8 protein-coding genes are annotated in these 18,576 nt (G+C 65.3%); 3 read left to right on the top strand and 5 right to left on the bottom strand.

All coding sequences use genetic code 11. The features are described from left to right. Window positions 1–318 precede the first annotated feature (318 nt). From ACQKQD_RS24035 to ACQKQD_RS24045, 3 genes are read left to right on the top strand one after another with little or no spacing between them, the layout of a single operon-like run. Window positions 319–2,088, top strand: coding sequence for a hypothetical protein (locus ACQKQD_RS24035; protein ID WP_427509753.1), 1,770 nt, complete (start codon window positions 319–321; stop codon window positions 2,086–2,088). After that, entirely contained in the window at window positions 2,085–3,632 is a 1,548-nt protein-coding gene (locus ACQKQD_RS24040; protein ID WP_427509754.1) for a hypothetical protein, read from the top strand. Before ACQKQD_RS24035 ends, ACQKQD_RS24040 begins: the two co-directional genes overlap by 4 nt. Continuing rightward, window positions 3,629–8,815: an FtsK/SpoIIIE domain-containing protein gene (locus tag ACQKQD_RS24045; protein ID WP_427509755.1), complete on the top strand. Its 5,187-nt coding sequence runs from the start codon at window positions 3,629–3,631 to the stop codon at window positions 8,813–8,815. Before ACQKQD_RS24040 ends, ACQKQD_RS24045 begins: the two co-directional genes overlap by 4 nt. A gap of 115 nt (window positions 8,816–8,930) precedes the next feature. Here the strand turns inward: ACQKQD_RS24045 and ACQKQD_RS24050 are convergent, their stop codons facing one another. The 5 genes from ACQKQD_RS24050 to ACQKQD_RS24070 all read right to left on the bottom strand — a co-directional run bounded on the left by ACQKQD_RS24050 (window position 8,931) and on the right by ACQKQD_RS24070 (window position 18,509). Further along, entirely contained in the window at window positions 8,931–10,829 is a 1,899-nt protein-coding gene (locus ACQKQD_RS24050) for a hypothetical protein (protein WP_427509756.1), read from the bottom strand. Further along, window positions 10,826–13,168 carry a sensor histidine kinase gene (locus ACQKQD_RS24055; RefSeq protein WP_427509757.1) on the bottom strand — a complete coding sequence of 781 codons (2,343 nt, stop codon included), beginning with the start codon at window positions 13,166–13,168 and terminating at the stop codon, window positions 10,826–10,828. Before ACQKQD_RS24055 ends, ACQKQD_RS24050 begins: the two co-directional genes overlap by 4 nt. Before the next feature lie 193 nt (window positions 13,169–13,361). Further along, window positions 13,362–14,183: a phosphoadenosine phosphosulfate reductase family protein gene (locus tag ACQKQD_RS24060; protein WP_427509758.1), complete on the bottom strand. Its 822-nt coding sequence runs from the start codon at window positions 14,181–14,183 to the stop codon at window positions 13,362–13,364. After that, window positions 14,170–17,601, bottom strand: coding sequence for a hypothetical protein (locus ACQKQD_RS24065; protein ID WP_427509759.1), 3,432 nt, complete (start codon window positions 17,599–17,601; stop codon window positions 14,170–14,172). Before ACQKQD_RS24065 ends, ACQKQD_RS24060 begins: the two co-directional genes overlap by 14 nt. Then, window positions 17,598–18,509, bottom strand: coding sequence for a DUF4007 family protein (locus tag ACQKQD_RS24070; protein WP_427509760.1), 912 nt, complete (start codon window positions 18,507–18,509; stop codon window positions 17,598–17,600). The genes ACQKQD_RS24065 and ACQKQD_RS24070 overlap by 4 nt, the downstream gene beginning before the upstream one ends. Window positions 18,510–18,576 lie beyond the last annotated feature (67 nt).

Consider the following 18,576-nt stretch of genomic DNA (forward strand, 5'->3'; position numbering starts at 1 on the left):
AAAGCGATGGAATCAGGGACGCTGCTGCTGCTTACTTGCGCTCCGCCCAAAAGTATCTCGGCCGCGTTGAGCGCCCTGCTTGGAGGGACCGGCGGGCATTCGGGAGCGTAGAGACGGCCAAGACAGGGGCGGAGCGCAGCTGGCTCATTCTCTCGCGGGCCTAAACCTCAGGCTGGAAGAACGCGCCTTGGCGGAAGGTCAGAATGCGTTATCCTCGACCGAGAGGCCGTCAATCGCGATCAGGTAGAGTGGATGACCGGAGGCGAGCGTTGGATCCGGTTTCTCCGGCAGTACGGCCCTATACCCCGCAACGACAACATGTTCGACGAGCACATCCGCCGCTCGTCACGGCGCCTAGGCATTCGGCCGCCGGCGTTTCCTCATCCCCTCGAACGGGCGGTGCTCGACACCGTCCGCGACGCGGATAAAGAAGGCGGGCTGATCGTCCTCACCGGGACGGCGGGCGACGGCAAGACGCATCTTTGCGGAAAGCTCTGGGAAGCGTTCGGCGGCAACCCCGCGGCCTGGGCTTCCGACGAGACGTTCCATGAGACCTCGGCGACAGTCGGAGGGCTTGTCGTAAACGTGTCGGTCATCCGTGACCTGACCGCGCTCGCCTCCGGCGGCGTCGGTGGTTACGCGTCCAAGCGCGACCTCCTGCTGGAGGCCAGCCGCGCGGCGCTCGGTGAAGGCGGGGGCGGCTGGTTCGTCCTGGCCGCCAACGACGGGCAGCTCGTCGAGTCGTGGCGCCGGCTGAGCGACGACCCGGCGGGGCTGCGCGTGCATCAACTGATCGAGGCACGACTGGTCGGCGAGCCCGATCCGGAAGACGCGCCCGCCCTGCGCTTCTTCAACCTCAGCGACACGCCTTGCCCGGAGATCCTCGACCTCGCGCTGGACGCAATCGTCTTGCACGAGGGCTGGGCGGCGTGCCAGGAGGAAGCCGTCCCCGACGGCTTCTTCGGCCCCAGATGCCCGATCCGCCGCAACTACGAGCTCCTGCGGACCGAGCAGGTCCGTTCGCGGCTGCGCGCGCTGTTCGAGCTTTGCGAGTACGCCGAGCTCCATACCCCGATCAGGCGCGTCCTGATGCTGCTCGCGAACGCGCTCCTGGGTCACCCGCTCGCCCGGGACCGCCTGCTCCAGGCGGCGGACGTGCGCGAGGTGGTCGCGGCGGGTACGGAGGGACAGGCCAGCCTATACGCAAACCTTTTCGGCTCTAACCTCGGCGCGACCAAGCGCCAAGGTCTTGAGATCTTCGACTACCTCGCGCGTTTCGGCATCGGGCAGGAGACGACGAACAGGATCGACAACATCATCGTGTTCGGGAGCGAGGACGACGTCCTGCGTCCATACCACGACGTCCTCCTGGCCGCCGACGACCTCTACGGAGCGACCGACCGGTTCCGCGCCGCACAACGCGAGTACCTGGAAGAACCCTCCGAGGGCGAGGGCGGCGAGTTTCTGGAGATGCTGGCCGACCAGAGGCGCGCCCTCTTCTTCAAGATTCCGGACGAACAAGCGGACGACCTTTCGCTCTGGAACCTCACCGTCTTCACTCGCGCGGGCGAGTACCTCAGGGACGTTGCTGCGGTGGCCAAGGCGGGGGGGCGCGTCCAGCGCCGCATCGTCGCCAAGCTGGCTAATGGGCTCAACCGCGTCTTCACCGGGTTGCTTGTCTCAACCGACCGGGAGCTGCTCCTCGCCAGCAATCTCGCGACGTCGGGGGGCGGCACAAGCCAGCTCCTGGAGGACCGCATCTCCGTCGCGCCGCGCCGGCGCGAGCGGGTTGACGTCGGTTTCGCTGGAGGCCTCCCGACCCTGGAGGTGCACTTCGACCAGGAGGTCAGCCGATCCCTCGCGCTGAACCTAACCCGCTACGAGTTCCTCGTGCGGGTCGGCGAGGGCGCCCTGCCAGGCAACTTCTCGCGGGAGTGCCTGGAGGACATCCTGGCGTTCAAGAGCTCGCTCCTTTCAGCGATGCAAGCCTCGCGCCCGACCGAGCACGCCGACGGCATAACGTTCCGCCTGCTCAGCCTGGACCATACCGGCAATCCCCGGGACGAGGTGATCGAGGTGCCGGCATGAGCGTCGCTCCCGCCGTCGCGGCACCGCCGCCTCCCGCACAGGACCACCCCGACAACAAGCTCTGGATAGACGAGCAGATCTGGGGCCACCGGCTCTGGGACTCTCAGAGCCCGTGGCTGATCCTAATGGAGTTCCTTGTCGTCGCCGAGGCCCAGCACCGGGCCGGGACCCTCCTGGCGGACGGCAGCCCGTACCGCCTCCAGTATCGTCCGCGTAAGCGCATGTACCTGCGCAACATCCTGTACAACAACGAGAGCCTCGTCAGGATCGCCGAACGATACGCTGACGACGGCACCGCCTGGGCGAAGTGGCTGGAGTGGATGGGCGAGAACGCTCAGGCGGTACCCTCGCGGGACTTCTCGTACCTCCGCGCCCGTTTCCCGTCATTCCGCGAGTTCGTGGCGCTGGTCGGGATGCTGCGCTCGTCAACCATCGAGGCCGGCTCCAACAAACGCTGGAGCTCGCGCTTCGTGTTCCCGTTCGGGCCGCACGCGCTATATGAGGACCTCAACGTCGCGTCCGGCAACGCGAGCCGCGAATACATCTACTTCGGGCTCCCGGGCGAATTGCTCTACCAGATGCTCGCTCGCTCGGATCGCGCAGGCGAGCTCGCAACGCATTTCGGGCGGGCCTTCGAGGGAGGCGATCCGTCGGACCGCCTGCTCGGCAAGATGCAGCCAGACATCCCCGAGGATGTCCACGTGCGCGGGAACAGCTATCTCCCATTCGAGCGCCACCCGTGTTTCGACGCGCTCGCCGAAGATTGGGCCGCCATCCTTGGCCAGGGCTTGCCGCGCTTCGACGCCTACCCCCACCTCGCCACGCTGGGGGCCCTGCACATCCTGCTCTATCAGCTACGCGTCGCCGCGGAGGTGCTCGGCGAGGACCGTCCGTCGCTGGTCTGCGAGGTGGTCGCACCCCGCAAGACCCTGGTGCGCGAGCTCTCGGTGGCCAGCTACGCCCGCAACGATGGGCTTCCCGCACGTGCGGTCGAACGCTACGTCGCATCGATCGGCGAGAGCGAGGAATGGCTTCGCGCCGCCGTCGAGCCCGACGGCTTCGCGCTCTGCAAGGCGCTGATGAGCGGCCGCGTTCGCTGGCCGCAGAAACCCGACGACTACGTCGGTCCCCCAGAGCCGGAACGCCTGCTCGCCGACCTACGGCGCACCGCGCTAGCGCGGCATCGGCAGCACGTCGCCCAGGTCCACCGCAGCTACGGGACGGGCGTGGGGCTCGTCTCGCGCCGCGGAACGAACCGCTTCCGCTACGCTCCGACAGACGCGTTCCTGAAGGCTGTCATCCTCGCGAACGTCGAGGTGCGTATGGAATTCTCGGCGTTCCTCGCCCTCCTGCACGAGCGCTACGGACTCGTTTTCGGCGACCGTGAGGCCGCTGCAGTCCTGGAGGCCGGGGACGTCGACTTCAAGGCGTTCCAGGCAAACGCGGACCGCCTTGAGAGGCGGTTGAAGGCGCTGGGTCTCCTGCGGCGGCTGTCCGACGCCTGCGCCTATGTCGAAAATCCCTTCCGCAGGGCTGCCCGATGACCGTCCTAGAACTGCTGGGGCGCCTCGCCGTCCTGTACCTGCGCGAGCAGCTGCCGACCGAGATGGACACCGAGGCGGGGACTGCGCGGTACGCCCTCGACTGCCTCGGCGCCCAGATCACCGCGGCCATCGGTCTCGCGGTGCTCGCCGATCCGTTTCTCTCTCCCCGGATCGAGGTGAAGCTGCCCGGAAAGCTCGTCGGAGGCTCGCAGCTGCCGCCGGATGCACTCACCGACCTCCCAGCGACGCACTTCCGGAACGCAACCTGCACGAAGTCGGCCTTCCTCCTCGCGAACGTCGGCGACGAGGAGCAGCAATCCTTGCAGGAAGCGGCAAGGGTGGGGTCAGCGGAGCTCCTGGACCGACCGGACCTCTGGGTGCGCGCCGCCGCGGACGACCTCGCCCTGTCCGAGGCGGACGCGCGCTGGTGGGAGAAGGCCCTGGCTGGCTTGCGTGACCTTCGGGTGGCATCCCTAGAGCGCTTCGCCGGCTACGTGCTGCGGACCCGGGCGGCCGTCGCGGTCGAGGGATTGCCGCTCGTCCACGCGCTCGGCGCGGCAATGCCGGCGCTACGGCTTCCCCGCGACCAGTGCTACTTCCTCGCGGTCAAGGAAGGCGTCCGCGGCCGGGCCTCCGCCTGGAAGGCGCAGTTCTCCTCCGCCCGGACTCGGCGCGAGGGGCTGCTTGTCAAGCAGACGAGCGCGCAGCTCGCGCTCGGCGAGGACGAGCTCAGGAAGGCGTTCGACCGGGTGCGGGACGTCATTCCCGCCGTCCATCACGGGGCCGTGGAGACGTTCATCGCCGCCCCGGCCGGCTGGAATGAGGCCGCGGCCGCGCTCGCCGAATGCGAGTGGGAGGACGTCAAGCCGCTGTTCGACGGGCTCCAGCGCGAGAAGTTCAACCTCGGCCGCCGCACCCTGGAGTTCTACGAGGAGGGCGAGCCGGGCGTGCTGTCGGAGGATGACAGGCAGTACCTGGAGCGGCTCTCCTCGCGCCGCACGACCGAGGCGTCCCCGGATGACGTAACGTTCTACGAGAGCCGCCGGACCGAGTTTAAGGAAGACCGCAAGCTCAAGTCCGCTTGGGACCGCTTCGTCTACGGCCGGCCCTTCGAATGCGCCGACTTCCTCGTGGGGCTGGCCTCCTCGCTCGAACCTTTGATCAATCGTTCCCCGCCGGGCACCGGACGCCGGCTGCGGGTCCGCTGCGATCGGGCGACCAAGCGCGAGCTGAGGGACCTGAACGTCGAGGCCGGCACCTACTTCGCGCTTCGCTACGCGGGCCTCCGCGCTCTTCTGGGCGAACGGGTGACGTGGGACGTCGGCCAGCTCTTCGAGTTCCCGAACCTGCTGGCTGAATGGCGTGCCGCGGGTTCGTCGAACCTGAACCGTTCGCAGTCCAAGGCGGCGCTCCAGCTTCGGTTCAACCTTGAACTGGAAACGGACCTCGGCTCAGGCGGAACGGACACGCATTCGGCCCAGCTCGTCTGGGTGTACGAGTCGGACGCGGTCGTGAGCCAATTCGCGTCCGATTGGGAACGGCTGGAGACGCGCCCCCTCACCACCTGCCGCGCGAGTCGGGAGCAGTCGGGCGCGCGAGCCCGAGCCTCAACTATCGACCTATCCGACGTGCGCACCCTCGTGCCGGCTTTCGACCGCGACCGCGGCTCGTTCATCCCGGTCTACAAGCGCGAGCGGGATCTCGGCGCGACCTGGCGCACGAACCTCGCGGCGAGGCGGGCGGAGGGCAAGCTGACAGAGACGGACTCGGCCGCGATGCTGCGGGCTTTCGAGGCCTTCGAGACCGCCTACGGTTCCGCGATACGGGAATTCCGAACCGCGGGGGCCGGGTCGGCGGGCAATCTCTCCCAGGCGCGGGCCTACGCAGACCTGCTTCAGATGGTCGTCGACCGCGCGCCGGGCGACATAAACCGCGAAGGGCTGCTGAGACCCCTTCTCCAGATCGGCACGGCCGTTGTCGACGGCGGCTCGCCGGCTTCAGTCGTGCTTCCTTGGCACCCCCTGCGCCTGGCCGCCGCGTGGCGAAAGGCCCAGCTCATAGGAGGTCTGGTCCGCCGGCTCGTCGAACCCGGCGAGCTCCTCTTTGGCGACACGCGCCTGTTCTTCAAGGACGTGAGGCGCGACCTGGGGCATCCGTTCTACCCGGAGGTCGTCCTGGGCTGGTCGGGCGACCAACTAGCCGTGCTCGCCGCGACTGACTTCGTCCAGGACTACAGCCTGCACGAGTCGCCGGTCGCGGGCCCGGACGTCGACACCAACGAGAGCCCGGCCGACGGGGCCGCGACCGTGATCGACTTGGTCCGACGCTACCTGGCGCTTCATCCCCACGAGCGCGCCAACATGGCGGTCGTCCTGTTCAACTGCGACTCGGCCCGTCTCCCGCAGGCCGTGATCGACCGCCTCGGATCGATGGACGAGGACGGTGAGGACACGCGTTGCCAGCTGCTGCTGCGCCACGTCGATCCAGTCCGTCTCCGCGACCTGTACCGCTCCCTCCAGGAGAGCACGACCACGGAGGCTGCCACGGCGGGGGCCAGCGAGGCGGCACAGGACTTCATGTCCCGGCTCCGCATCTCCGTCGCCGCCGACGAGGCGCCCCCGCCCGACCCACGGGACGGGCGTCCGTACGACATCGTCTTCTCGCAAGACGTGGTCTCCCGCCACGCTAGGCTTGAGTGGCTGCCCGTCGACGGCCCGCCCGCCGCGACCGAGGTCCTGCTGCCCTCGCGATGGTCCCGACGCCGACCGGCGGCCGACGACGACCTCAAGTCAGCTAGCTATCTTTGCTGCCCGGTGCAGGGCGAGGAGGGATGGGCCTACCTCGACGCCGTCGCCCGCATGACGCTCGGAGATGCAGCGGTCGACGGAAGGCGGCTGGTGCCCGCGCGGCAACTCGACTTCCGCGACGAGCGCACGGCGCGCATTTTCGAGGAGACCCACAACCTCGCGAACTGGGTCGCCAACTACGACGAGCTCCTGGACCGGAGGCAGCTGCTGAACCAGCGGGTCCGCATCATCCGGTTCCGGCAAACGGACACGTACGGGCGGAACCTGGTCGTGTCGTCGAGTGCCTCGCTCGCCCTTCTGCGCTCGATGGTCGGCGCGAGGCTCCGGGCCCTCAACCTCGACCTCGATGACGCGGCGCGCGCGAAGCTGGTCGACAGGATGATCGACGACGCCAACGAGGTTTCCGGCGACATCGTCCTGCGCGCGGCACGCAGGGGGCGTAGCGCGAGCGAACTGATCGGCCTCGTCCTGAGCCGCTACCTCGTGAGGAAGGAGCTCGGCGACAGGCTCGTCGGCTGGTATTTCCTCGACGACTACGCGGCATGGCTCGGGCAGCGCGAGGAGCATCTCGCCGACCTGCTCGCGCTCGCACCGAGCGTCACGGAGGGTGGCTACCGGCTCGACCTGATCGTGTCCGAGGCGAAGTACGTCCACGCCGACGCCACCGCGAAGGCCCGGCGCGACTCGCAGAAGCAGCTACGAGAAACCCTCCTCCGGATGACGGAAGCGCTGCACGCCTCGCCCGCGCGGATGGACAGAGATGCTTGGCTCGGCCGCCTTGCGGACCTACTGATCGACGGCATCCGCGTGCCCGCGGCGAGCGGTATCGACCTGGCATCGATCGCCCGGGCGGTCCGGGAAGGACGATGTGAGATCGCCGTGAGGGGCTACTCGCACGTGTTCGTTCCGGACCCAGCGGACGGCCCGGACTTATCCGCTGCCGTCGAGGTGCCGGGTCTGAGCTCATCGTACCAGGAGACCTACGGCCGGGCCCGGGTACGCGAGCTGGTGGCGAGCTACGCCCTCGACCGCGACCCCTCTGACATACGGCGTGCGATCGGGATGGAGGATGGCGCCGGCTCGACGACCTACACGCCCAGTCCGGTCGCAGGGCCAAGTCCGGAGGATACGACGGACCCCATCGAGCCTAGTGCCGTGCAGGCTCAAGCCGGCGCGAAGCCAGTCCACTCTGCGGCACCGAAAGACCGGTCGGCCGCGAACGGGACATGGGCCGACCCGGAGGTCGCCAGCCTCCTGGCCGAGCCAGAAGCAGGCGCTTCCTCGGAAGAGGACGAACGCTGGCTCAAGGAAGTGTCGCTCGCGACCCGTAGCGCACTCCAGCAGCTCCGGTTCCAGGCGAAGTCGGTGTCGTCCACGCTCACGCCGAATAGCGCCCTCCTCAAGTTCGCCGGGACCTCATCCCTGACGGTCGAGCAGGTCGTCCGGCGCCGCTCGGAACTACTGACGACCTACGGCCTGAACGTCGTCTCCGTGCGCGCGGAGCCCGGGGCCGTGGCGCTCGCGGTCGAGCGGCCCCGCCGGCAACAGGTGGGGGTTCGCGCCCTCTGGTCGCGCTGGCAGCCACCGACCGGAAGTTGGGGAAACCAGGATCTCCTGGTTGGCGTGCGCGAGGACGACAACGAGCTCCTGGTGCTGTCACCGGGACGTGCTCATGCGCCCCACACGCTCATCGCCGGCAGCACGGGCAGCGGAAAGTCGGTGCTCATGCAGAACCTTATCCTCGGGATCGCCGCCACGAACACGCCGGAGCAAGCGCGCATCGTGCTCGTCGATCCGAAGCAAGGGGTGGACTACTTCGCATTCGATGACCTCCCGCACCTCGACGGGGGTGTGATCGACAACCAGGACGAGGCGTGCGGTCGGCTGCAGGCGCTCGTCGCCGAGATGGACGCCCGCTACGCGCGCTTCAAGGCGGCACGGGTGAACAACCTCGCCGCCTTTAATGCCAAGGTCGCGCCGACCGAACGGCTCCCCGTGATCTGGCTCATCCACGACGAATTCGCGGAATGGATGCTGGTCGAGGACTACAAGCGGGAAGTCTCGTCCACGGTGGGCCGGCTGGGCGTGAAGGCGCGCGCCGCCGGCATCCACCTGATTTTCGCGGCGCAGAGGCCGGACGCGAACGTCATGCCGATGCAGTTGCGCGCTAATCTCGGGAACCGGCTGATCCTACGCGTGGACTCGGAAGGAACCTCGGAGATTTCGTTAGGCGAGAAGGGTGCAGAGCGACTGCTCGGGAAGGGTCACGTGTTGGCGAAGGTCGAGGGTGAACGCGACCTCTGTTACGCGCAGGTACCGTTCGTCGATGAAGCTTTCATCGAACGTATTGTCGCGACGCGATCGCGTACGGCATGAGCCAAGCTGTGGAATGGTTGTCGAACTCCACCCCAATACGAAGATTGCGCGCTGACCTCCAAGGGACGCGGCGGTTGGTTTGAATGCAAGTCACACCGCGGGGGCTAAGCCCCCATTAGGTGGACGGCGACGGCAGGTCCACCGTAACGCAGACGAGTAGTTTCCGGGACATGCCTTCGGTCGGCTTTTTGGTGCAGACGAGCAGCCCGTCACCGAACAGCTTCAAGCCGCCATCGGGCAACGGGAATGGCTGGGATAGCCGGCGCCATTCGGCCGGGTCACCCAGGGACGATCCGACGACGGTGAGCGCTGCCTCGTCTTTTCCCTTCCAATCGTTTCTTCGAGACGTCGCTTCATCGAGACCCTGACGAAGGGCCGACGCGATTTCGACTAGGAACGAGTGAGTAAAAACGATGCGGTCCCCTTTCGAATCCCGAGCCATAACGAAGCGCCCCTGCTGACCGGTCGAGTCTCCCTCCTTCGACCATTTGCCGAAGACGGCTCGGGAAAGGGTGATTCCAACAGGATCGTGAATCGGAGGCGGATTGGGTAATCCGACCCTCGTCAGCTCCGCAAATACTGTTCGCTGTAGGGCGAGACCGTGCACCGGGCGCATACGTGCAATCCGTTCGCGGTCTTTCGACAACCAGTCCGCAAAGCCGGCGTAGGGCACGTTCTCAATTGACCTGCCAGACCAATGGACGCGTTTCGCGACACCGTCGACCTTGAGGAAGGGCGTATCACCAGCCTCGCGCCTTTCCGTCCTTTGCGCGTGATCGATAGCCTCAATGTCGCCGGGAACCAGCAGGATGGAAAGATCGTCGGGTATACGTCGAGAGCCTCGGGGACTTTCAGCGAGGTCGCATTGCGGGTTCAATATCGTGTATGCTCGCACGACCTTGCCCTCCTTCCGCTCGACCAGCACGTCACCCAAAGAAAGCTGCAGACGGGTCTGGTCATCGGCAGATGCGTGGGGGTGGGGTGCCAACGCGCCCACATGCGTGTCGAAGACGGCACTGTTGTACAAGTCGGCTAGCGCGTCTGATGGACCGGTCAGCGCTGGCAAGCTTCCGAAGTCCTGCTTATCCAACTCCACGAGCTGCGACTTCAGCTCGCCCTGAAAGAGTGTGTCTGTCCATAGTCCTGCGAACAACTCCGTTAGATAGTCTCCGAGGGGATGTCCGTCCTTTCTGAGAGCGAGATGCTGAAGATTGGCGTAGTCGCTAACTGTCAGGCGCTCAATGCGCTTAAGGAATGACTGAACCGCTGTGTCGGCGTGCGTTCTCAGGGCCTCGACGAAACTCTGCACGGCGTCGCCGGCTGCGTAGAGATCAAGAATGACGGTTAGGTTCAGAGTGACGTCCACCTCGTTAGCGAGCCAAGCTTTCGGCATTGCGTCGAACATGCCGCAGACCAATCCTGACGCTTCGCTGAAAGCCACTGATGCGTTCTTAACGCCCGGGTCAGACGAGATCAGGACGAGGTACGGCCTGTTGGGTCGCTTGTGGATTTCCCTAGCCGCGGTTGAGGCGACATGCATTGACGCGGGATCGCGGTCGGGGCCCAGTCTCCAATCAAGAAACACGAGCTGCACGCCTTCGATGTGATCTCGCCAGTCGTTAACGCCGTGCGTCCGGACCTCGATATTCAAACGCCTCAGGTACTCGACGACTGCAGTGAGCGCAGAGCCCTTTGACCTATATTCGACGACGTAGGATGATGACTCCAGCACGGGACGTAGTGCCTCCGCGGGGCCGGATAGCGTCTGCTCAACCATCTCGGCAGTGAAATGGCCAGCATCCTCGACACCGAGCTGCAATGCGGCATTAAGCGCGAGCTCGTCCGCCTGCACAATCGCCCATATTTCATCCTGCTGCTCGCGAGATGGCTCCTGCTGGGACAAAGGATCGAAGCCGTCGTCGATAAATAAGACAGTTTCGATCTTTCGGGCCTTTAAGAGAGCGCCAAGCGCCGAAACTTGCTCCACCGGCCCCAGTTCGGCCGCGCTTGTCATTTCAAGCTCCCCAAGTCGAGGACGAAAGTCCGGTAGACGCCATCCTGACCTCGCTCAAGAGTGAGTGTCGCGCCGTGGTACTTCGCGATTTCGCGGCAGATAAAGAGCCCCAACCCTTTTCCCTCCCCCGATGGCTTTTTGGTATAGAAGGCGTCGAAGACGGCATCACGTTCACTATCCGAGATGCCCGGACCGTTATCACTAAACCGTAATTCCTTTGCAACAGTATCCACGTCGACCGAGATGCTCGGCGTGTAGCTGGAGTCAAGGCGCTTTTGTTGCCTTAGCCAATAGAGTGAGTTGGCCAGCAAATTCTCTAGTATTTGGATTACCATGCCTTTGACGAGCATTACGACGAGACGCGATGACGAAGCGGGGCGCACAGACAACGATTTCGTGACCCCTTCCCGCTCGAACTGACTCACGTGAGCATCGACAACATCCCTAGCCAACGTCACTACGTCGACCTTTTCCTTCCGATTTCGGCCTGAAACGCTCAACGGGTCGAGTATCATGAGCCTCTTCTGTAGAGCTTTCAGCTGCGCCGAGAGGTTGGCGAGCGCACGCTCAGTGCTCTGCGATAGCCCGGGTTTGGGCATCAGTGACAGGGTTACCAGTGCCGCTTCGGTCGCCCGGTTCAGCTCGTGGGCCAAGATTTCGACAGTCAACCCGATGCCGGCGAGTGTTACAAGTTGCCGCCGGCCCTCCTCATATTCATGCGTCATCTGCCGGACGTCGTCCATGACGGCCTGAACCTGGGATAGCCCTTGGCCAATTTCTGCAACTACTTCTCTCTGCTCACGCACTGCTGGGACCCGTTGAACGAGCAGAGCGAAGTTACGAGAAAGCTTCTTTTCCTCAGTCTCAAGGCGTCTCTCGACGACGGACCCGCTCACCGGCTCAGCTGCGGGGGTCGCTTTCTCGACGCGAACGAGGAAAGACCAGAAAGTTTGCTGGATCAGGTGCGAAAGTATCTCGCTGAGCGCCCTTTTTTCTTCCGTGTCTACAAGCCCTTCACGGTTAGCTTGGTCCCTAAGGTGCGGATTTCCTGTCTGCGTAATGGCCACGCGGCCGATGATCTGAGCTCGGTTGAGCTTAAAACCGCTTCGAGCGAGCGCTTTTCGGTCAAGATCGAGCCAGTCGTCATCAGACCCGCCGTAGGGTAGAACGCGAAACCCGTCGCGATACATCATCAGACCGCCGGTCCAGGCTGCGAGTTTGCTTCGCACCTCAGCCATGCTGCCAACGCCTTCCATCTCCCTTAGTAGGCGTCGATTGTACCAGAGAAGCTCGACTTCGAAGGGGCCGATGGCACTGACTACGTCGCTACTCGGCGCCTTACTGATAGATAGAAGCTCTGCCTCGTTGCTAGAGAATGTTTCCTCTGATCTGCCGTATAGCATTGTGCCAAAAAATCGTGTTGAGCCGTCGGCCTCGATGGCGAACGAAGCTTTGCATCGGGCGTGCGCGTGATCAAAGATCCATTTGTCGACCCGCGGAATCGGCACGACATCAGAGTTGTGTTTCAGGACTATTGGGAATCGCGCCATTTCCCTGAAGGGGTCGTTGAGGCGCGCTAGGTCAAGTAGCGCAAGTTCCTCAAGGTAGGACTTGCTCCAATCGCGCCGCAGAGCAGATATCGTAATTCTAGTTCCGGAATAACTTGGAGGCTGCTTTTTCTCGCCTTCAACTGGGTTGATGTCGATGGACGAGAGCTCCTGTTCGTTGTCGTGGTCGAACGCGGACCAATCAATGTCGAGCGTTGCCCAACATTCATCCCGCGACGTCGCGCTGCGCAATTGCAACCTTCCGCCAAGTCGCATCGCGGATAGACGGCCAATGCCCTTTTCACCCAGAATCGGTTGGTTGTCGGCAGCCTGACTCGCCTTTTCGACCAGCTTCGATCGCGTTCCGATTGTGAGAAATGACCGCTCAAGATCGACAAGAGACATGCCACGCCCATCGTCCGCCACCACGATCTGGTTGGCATCCATCGCGACTTGGGACAGGTCGAACAGGGTTCGGCACTTCCCTAGGGCGTCCCGCACACTGCCGGCCGTCGGCGAAGACGCATTGAGCTCGGCGCGACACGCGGACACCAAGCGGTGAAGCGTCGCGGTATTGCGCGACGATGGGCTCTTCGGGCTTTGCGCAGCCGAAACGGCCTCGAAAATTTCGCGCTGGAGGCGACGTGGGAGGGCAACTGCCGCGGTGATCCGAACGATAGGAGACTTCGCGTCGTATGCGTTTTTGATCAGCTCGTAGAGGGCTATACCGTCGGAGCTTATCAGCTCCGATCCCAGATGGAGCAGCGTCCGAGCGTTGATCCGGAAGCTCATCGCCAGCCTCGTTTGCTTCGAGGCGAAAATGGCCAATCAACTCGCCTGCAACGGCAGCCACGTCTGCTCGCCGGACGCCACGCCTCAATGGAAATCGAGCAAAGGGTTGAACGGGCTATGCCATCAGTAGCATGCCGACCGTATAGCTGCTCCGCTTTGAAACTATCCGACCCGGCCGGCACATGCCGCTCCTTCAAACTGTGCAGATAACACAGGCTTCATCATCGGCGTCCCCTTCGAGATCCATTAAACGTTGGGCATAAACTTGTGCCAGGGTAAGATCGGCGCGTGCTTCCGCCTTCGCCGCCTTGCGTCGCGCGGCTTCCTTCCGGATCGCCTCGGCACGTTCAGGCCGCTCCAGTTCCACTAGGCTCTCGCCATCGCTCCATGTGAAGGTATTTCCGCTCCCCTCGTAAGGACGCTCGTACTCCTTGGCCTTTTCGTACAGGTCGGGGTGACGCTCCTTAAGATTCAACCACTCGACCTTCTGTTGGTAGAAGCAAAAGAAGCAGCCGGACCGGGTCCGGCCCCAAGACGTGTATGGCGGCATGCCGACGCCCGAGTCCCGCAGGATGCGCTCGATATCAGCGAGGCGAAGGCCTTCCTCACGGAACGGGTAGACCGGCGTGATGTTCGGCTTGTGGCTGATGTAGCCGGACCGGTCCTCGTCGGCCCGCAGGCCGACATAATTCATCACCGGCTCGTCGCCGACGTATGCCTCGAAAGGCTTGAGCTTCAGCATCTTCGTGCACCACCGCCGATGGTTCGACGGGATCATGCCGCCGTAGACGTCGTACCAGTGGTCGAAACTCTGGTCGGCGTTCAGGCGGACGACCGCGCAGCCCAGGTAATCCTGGATGCGGTCGAGGTAGTCGTACGTCTCCGGCAACTCCTTGCCGGTGTCGTTGAAGATGTATTCCATCCCCGGGATCCGGCCGCGCATGTGTATGGCGAGCGCTGCGCTATCCTTCCCACCAGACAGGCTGAGGATGTGGCGGGGTTCAGCCTTCGGCATCGGCGGTCTCCTCAGTTGCTCGCAAGATCTCCTCGGCCAGAAGTTGGCCTAGAACGAAGGCCGCGTCCGACCGTCCGGCGAGCAGCGTGCGGAGCCTGCCTGCCAGCGCCTTGTCGACCCTCTGCTGACCGGGATGGACGATGGCGGCGGACTCGTGGCCGGAGGGATCCACTACGTGCACGCTCAGCACTGGGACCCGCTGAGCGTCCTGTGCACGCGCCGCCGCGAGCCAGCGGGTGAGGCGGATCGCGAGCGCCCGGACCTCGAACGAGAAGCGGTCCAGCGTGTCGTCGCGCCAAGTATCCAGGCGGCGCGTCGTCAGGAGGCTCGCCAGCGAGTCCAGCCAGGCATCGTCGCTCAAGTCTCGATCCAAAGTGCGGGAGACGAAGGAACGCATGCGCGGCTCCGTCAGCTTGCCTTCCACCGGTCCATAATCCGCGGCGACCTGCCGACGGAGTGCCGCCAGCGTGCTCACTCCGAAGGAGCCCAACAAAACGTCGCTTGCGGCGGCGCGCAGGCGGGCAGGTGCCGCACCGATTTCCTGCAGGCTCTCGCCTAGGATAGCCGCGTACTGCGCGACGTCGAGCGCGCCGCTGTCCGGCGTTAGGCCACATGCTTGGGGAAGACGCTCGAACAGCATCTCGACGGGATCGGTCGCTTTGTCGAGGGCGAGCCTCACTGCCCGCGCGATCGAGGAGACCTGCCTGGTCTCGCGCGCGAAGGCGGGAAGGCCCAGATACCAGGTGAAGATCGCCTCGGCGAGCGGTGCGGGCTGCGGGGTCGGTTCCGCGCCCGGCCTCCAGATTCGGACGCCGGCCACCACAGCTCGAAGCAGACCACCTGAGCCGTCGGCCGCCACCACGAGCCGGAACCCAAAGTTTTTCGGGTTCCGGGCGAGCCGCATCATGTGCGCGCCGCCGACGTCCGGGACGAAGGTGTTGCGTTCTAACAGGGCGATCTCGTCCCGGCGCGCCATTAGGTACGCGGTCAGAAGGACCAACGAGACGCCGGGTCGGATGCCGTACGGTGCTTCTTGCAGTTGGGTGAGGATGGCGTCGACCGAGACCGCTTCGCCCCCGGCCAGGATGGCTCCGATCCCCGCCCAGGCGTGGTGCCAACGCCGAGGATGCTCCGGGTCCGGCGCGCTGAAGCGCCAGTTCCCGGACTCGTCCTCCCTATGAAGTCCCGTCGACAGAAGCACCGAAAGATAGACCGCCTTCTCGGGCGGGGTTCCCTCGATCCCGAGGCCTGCCACGTGCCCATGGGTGACCATCCGCTCCAGGAGCCGCATGCGAGCGGTGGCGGCGGCGGACGACAGCTTCGAGCGGTTGAGGAGCTCGTTGTGGACCACGGGGGCAGCCGGGTACCTCTCGTCGCAGATCTGGCTGAGTAGCCGATGGAGGGCAGCCCGTTCCGGAAGGTCGACGACATCTCCCCCCACCAACCAGACACCCTCCGCCTCCTCGGCAGTGACCGGCCGGGTGAACGGCGCGAGCGCCTCGGCGAGGCGGTCCCCCGTCTTCCTGACGCGCTCGCGCACCTCGCGGCGCGCCAGGTCGTCGAGGGCCAGCTCCTGGCAATTCGCGTCGACCCAGCGCCAGACGAGCAGCTCATGGGCCGCCGAGAGCAGCGAAGGTGGCACGTCCCGCACGTTGACGAGTTCGGGCGCGCTTCCGCCGGTCGCCTTGAGGCGCCCGAAGACCTGAGCCCGATCGTCGCCCGGATAGATCATGGCGACCGTGATCCACCCGTCGATCCCCGCCACGATCGGCACCGGCCCGCCGCCTTCCTTGGCGAGACGGACCCCGAACGCCCTAAGGGTTCCGGTCTCGTGATAGTGCCTGTGGGCGACGATGGGTCTGGGCGGGGCAAGCATCTCGAAGGCTGCGTCGAGTCGGGTCGGTGCCGGCACCTGCATCCGCGCCCGCTCCAGCCACCCGTCGAGGTCGACGCTGGTGCTGGCCCACAAGCCGTAGTCGCCCCTGTGGGGGCGCCGGTAAAGGAGCCGGCGCTCGACGAGGGCCGCGAGCGCGCTTGAGACGGTCTCCCGGTCGTCAGATCCGGAAAGGCAGTACGCGACCGTCTCCTCGTCGGGGCCCAGCCCGGGAAGCGGTTCCAAGATGTTGAGCAGGCCGACGCACTTCAGGACGCGGGTCTCGGACGGCGGCAGGTCGGGGTGGCCGATCAGGGAGTCCGACAGGAGGGCCCAGCGCCGGGCCAGGACGCCGTCGCGCGGTCCGGCGACCCCTCGGGAGAGCAGGTGATCAAGGAGATCCGGTAGGCGGTACCAGCGCCCGGCGTCGTAGGGCGCCGTCTCTATGAAGTTCCTGAATCCGTAGGGCTCGTTGCCCTGAAGAAAACCGAATGCGGAACGCTCGTTCTGCCCAAGACGGCGCGCGACTGCAGCGAGCGCGGCCACGGAGGCGGGATGGAGTGGGTAGAGCCGCACGCCGAGGCCGGCGATGTCGTCGCTCTTCCCTGGGAGGATGCCGCGACGTGACGCCTCGGCGTAGAGCGTCCGACCGACCCGGGCCACTTCCAGGTCGTGCTTTACGGGCTTGAGCGCCTCGGCGAGGAGAAAGGCGGTCTGTTCCACGCCTTCCTGGAACGGTAGGTCCTCGAACCGTTCGGCGGATCGCGTCCATTCTTCCTGTGCCCGGTCGCCGAGCGAGGACGCATATTCCGCGAAGCGTTGATGGAGAACGCCGACAATGGCAATCGGAGCGTCCCCGGATCCGGCGGCCATCTCGCCCAAGCGCTGGAAGAGAGATGGATCGACCGACCCGCGGTTGAGGGTGGCATGCTCCAGGCAAAGACCCATCTCGTCCATCAGGATAAGGACGCCGCCACGGCCGCCCTGCGCCTTGTCGAGCGAGCGGGCGTAGTCCCTTACGAGCTCAAGCACCGCGTCGTCGTCGACGCGCCCGGCCATACGCTGCTCGCGGAGCCGTGCGGCCTGTTGCTCCACCGCCGTGCGCCGCCCACGGCCGCGCGGGCACGAGAACTTCTTCTCGACCGCCGAAAGGAGAAGCTCGCCGAGGCTTTCCCTCCTACCCACCACCACGAGTGGCTCGTACCGCCGAGCCTGGCGGACGAGAGCGAGTTGGTCCGGGCTCCGTCGGGCGAGCAGGTCTCTCGCGGAACTCGGTTGCCCGGCCTGCTCGGCGAAAAGGCGGGCGAGCAGGAGGAGGAAAGCGGATTTGCCGGAACCGTACGGCCCGGTTATGCGGAACGCCCGGTGCGTCGATCCCTCGGCCAGGCCCTGGAGGATGCGCTGCAAGGTGTCGAGAACGGTCGGCGTGGCGACGTAGCCCACAAGGGCGGCGGGATCGGCGAGATCACGTTCCAGTTCGATCGAACGCACGTAGCGCCGGGTGAGGCTGACCCGGTCGGCGATGACGGCGGTTTGAGAGGTCATGCCGCCACCTGCTCCAACTCGCGCAAGGCGCTCTTGCGCGTCGCCACGAGGTCAAGCCGGCCGACGCCGTCCTCGCGGATTTCCAACCCCGACACCGACCGGCAGACGGTGAGGACGCGCTCGTGGAGCGCCGCCTCGTCGAGCTTGAACACTCGACCCGGCCCGCCCCGGTCCAGCAACAGCGAACGCAGGCTGACTACTTGGCTCCCGGGCGCGGCGCGCCTCCAGCGGTCGACCAGCGCCTCGGCGAAGGCGCCGACCTCCAGGCCGGCCTTGGCTCCACGTTCGATCCGAACAGTCGGTTCGCCGCCGGCGTCCCCTACGCGGAGGAGCCGCAGTTCCTGGAGCGGACAGCCCAAAGTGTCTTCGAGAACGGTCTCGCCCTCTTCCGGCCCAGCGTAGGTCTGCAGGAGCACGGAAACGTGGGTCTGCAGCGTGTTCGTGCTGACCTCGCCGCGCGTCCGCGCGGCCCGCTGACGCACCATGGAGAGGAGATGGCGGCGTGTCACCTCAGATTCGGACAACTCGGCGAAGGCTACCTGCCAGGCTCCGAGGCGGGTGTGCGTGGTCAGGCGCCAATGGAGCCGCCACAGCGTGTCGGTCCTCTCAAGATAGCGGTCCCGTCCTTGGGTCGGGTCGAAGATCGAATGTGCGAACGGCGTGAGACGCACGAGTCGGCCGTCCGCCTCTATCAAGCCGAGGGCGTCACCCCAGAACCGGAGGGACCGGACCATGTTCTTCCCGATGCCCAAGCGCGCGATCGCAGCATCGTCGTCGGAGAACAGCGCCGCGTCCTCGGTCACCGCATCGTACAGCTTGGGCAGCCATCCGTAGCGGAAAGGAAACGACTCGTGACCCGAGTAGATCTCACGGGGCGCGTCGACTGGCGGTAAATTGGGTGAAGCCATGAAATCATGATCGTCACCGGCGGGAAAGGCGCAAGCGCCGCGGGACCACAGGCCGCGAATTTCCCCC

The sequence above is a fragment of the Methylobacterium sp. NPDC080182 genome (assembly GCF_050281105.1).
Lineage (GTDB): Bacteria > Pseudomonadota > Alphaproteobacteria > Rhizobiales > Beijerinckiaceae > Methylobacterium.